The 2491-nt window shown below is 49.4% G+C and carries 4 protein-coding genes; 1 reads left to right on the top strand and 3 read right to left on the bottom strand.

The annotated features are described in order from the left end of the window. The 3 genes from ACRC27_RS05220 to gloA all read right to left on the bottom strand — a co-directional run. Positions 1-451 (bottom strand): toxin-antitoxin system YwqK family antitoxin (locus tag ACRC27_RS05220; RefSeq protein WP_438639352.1); only part of this gene is annotated, 451 nt, incomplete at its 3' end. Positions 452-832: 381 nt separating this feature from the next. Further along, complete coding sequence (locus ACRC27_RS05225; protein WP_438639353.1) at positions 833-1123, bottom strand: putative quinol monooxygenase; 291 nt, start codon at positions 1121-1123, stop codon at positions 833-835. A gap of 79 nt (positions 1124-1202) precedes the next feature. Further along, positions 1203-1598 (bottom strand): lactoylglutathione lyase, encoded by a 396-nt coding sequence (gloA, locus tag ACRC27_RS05230; protein ID WP_438639354.1) that lies wholly within the window; start codon positions 1596-1598, stop codon positions 1203-1205. Between the two features lie 110 nt (positions 1599-1708). On the opposite strand from gloA, the gene ACRC27_RS05235 reads away from it, so the two are divergent. Continuing rightward, on the top strand, positions 1709-2491 hold a 783-nt coding region (locus ACRC27_RS05235), incomplete at its 3' end, for a LysR family transcriptional regulator (RefSeq protein WP_438639355.1).

Here is a 2491-nt window from a genome sequence, read left to right on the forward strand (position 1 = left end):
GGTGTGGGCTATCTTCTGCCACATAGTCATACATACACAGACGCTCTCCGCTGTCACTGTATTCACTGCACGAGGTCAATCCGCCTTGTTGGCCATACTCCATCCAGTCGCCAACAGGCTGGCCAGCGCGATATTGACCTATCGATTGTAAACGGCCATCGGGATAGAAATAGCGCTCCACGCCTTCTTCACGCCCTTGTGAATCAAAGGTTACCTCATAGCGTAACGCGCCGCAGGGGTGAAAAAACTGCCACGGGCCAATACGCGCACCGTCAAGACATTCGCCACGGCCAAAGAGGATGCCTTTTTCGAACAATTCCGCAGTACCGGTATAATGCTGCATATTTTTCAACGTACCGGTATACACCACAATTTTATTGCTGCGAGCAGTCCATTTTACAGGGTTCCATTGCATCTCTGGCCTATTGGCTAGCACATTTTCTTCTGGCATAACAGTCACATCATTCACACCGCACATCCCAACATGGCCAAGATAAATTACGGGAGATGATGACATCGAAGACAGGAAGAACACAGTGTCAATGAGTGACGGTGTGAGCCACGGCTACATTGATCACACCTATTCGGTGGTTTCTGTGGTTTCTCGGTTTTCTATGGCGCGCTCTAGTATGCGCAGATAAAAAAACAGGCACTCTTCGGGGGGCCGAAAAGCGCCTGAAACGTCACCCAACCGGTGTAGACAACGCGTCAACCGGAACCACAACACGATACCCGTGGGGTAAAATGACACAGCGCCAGACTGACGCCGATAGCAATGAGCAACTAAGACAACTCAATAGATATGGCTCTATGAGCCAATACATACGCGCGATTAACGCGCAATCTCATTGTAGTGATGCTCTTGGTAATCCTGCTCCAAATAGCTGTTCACAACATCGTTGAATGCAATCCAGTGTGGCGTTTTTTGATGTTCTACCAGTGCTTCTTTGCTATCCCAGTATTCAATCAGCGCATACTGATTTTCCTGCGCCGCATTCTGCCACAATTGATAAAAGGTGCAGCCGTCTTCCTTGTTAGACTCGGTCACCATATTGTTCAGAACGGCCAGAAATTCCGCTTTCTTTTCTGTTTTAACATTAAAAAATACGTTCAGGGTAATCATGACTCTCTCCCGTTGTTAATCTAAAATAAATGTTGAGATATGTTATTAAAATACAGTTAGTTATCTTGAGTTAACTGTCTTAATTTAACCACGTTCCCTGCTGGATTAACTCGATCAGATGACCATCTGGATCGGCGACAAACGCAATGACCGTCTGTCCATGTGCCATCGGGCCAGCATCACGCGTGACACGGTAACCTAAGTCTTTACAGTGCTGGCAAATGGCATAAATGTCATCTACCTCGACCGCCACATGACCAAAATAATCACCGTGATGATATCCCTGTTCATCCCAGTTATGGGTCAGCTCAATTGCCGCCGCCTCTGACTCGGACTGATAGCCCATAAATGTCAGGGTAAAACGCCCTTGCTCAAACGAATTCTGACGCAACACCTGCATACCGAGTACGTTTTCATAAAAGGCCACGGATGCGTCGAGCGACTTCACTCGCAGCATGGCATGTAAAATCCGCATGATGACTCCTGTTTGACTGTGTATCAGGGACGCCGCAGATTCTACGGATTAACGCCTTCACTTAAAGTGAAATATAATGAAGTATATTTTTCCAAAAAGTGAACGATGATATGAACAACCGCCAGCTCACCGCCTTCTGTGCCGTCGTGGAGTCCGACAGTCTGACCGCAGCCGCCGCACGGTTATTTTGTGTGCCTTCAAACATTACAAAGAAAATCAAAGAGTTGGAGAGTGAATTTGATGTGATGTTATTTACTCGGGATCGTAACCGCCTGCTGCTGACCCCCGAAGGCCGCGCCTTTTATGACAAGGCCCGGCACGCTCTGCAACTGGAGGAACAAGGCCGACAGCTGTTTGCCCGCCATCCGATCCGAGCCTCTTTGCACGTCGGTGCCTTGGATGTCGCGCTCAGCCAGTGGTTGCCAGAGAAGGTTGCCCACTTTCGCCACCTGCATCCGGATGTGCAGTTACAACTCACGCCCGGTTATTCACTGGATCTGGAGTATCAGCTGCTCAAAGGAGAGCGCGATCTGATTTTCTCCGACGGGCCAGTACAGCATCCTTTGCTGCACAGCCAATTAGCATTTACTGAAGAGCTGGTACTGGTGGGCGCCGAGCCTGAGCCGGCACAACTGAATCAACGGGATTTATATGTGTTTACCCGCCAGTGCCACTACCGCCATTTGATAGACCACTGGATTGCCCAACACCCATTCACGCCACGGGCCGTACTGGAAATCGAATCCTATCCAGTGATTTTTGCCTGTATCCGGGCCGGATTGGGTTTTGCTTTTGTCCCCAAAACCTTAGCCGAGGCCGAACAGTTGCCTTGGTCTGCCAAACTGGAGGGGATCCGCAGTGATATTTATGCTATCTGGCGCTGCACCCATGCC

Source organism: Plesiomonas sp., from assembly GCF_051650925.1.
GTDB lineage: Bacteria > Pseudomonadota > Gammaproteobacteria > Enterobacterales > CAMTGL01 > Plesiomonas.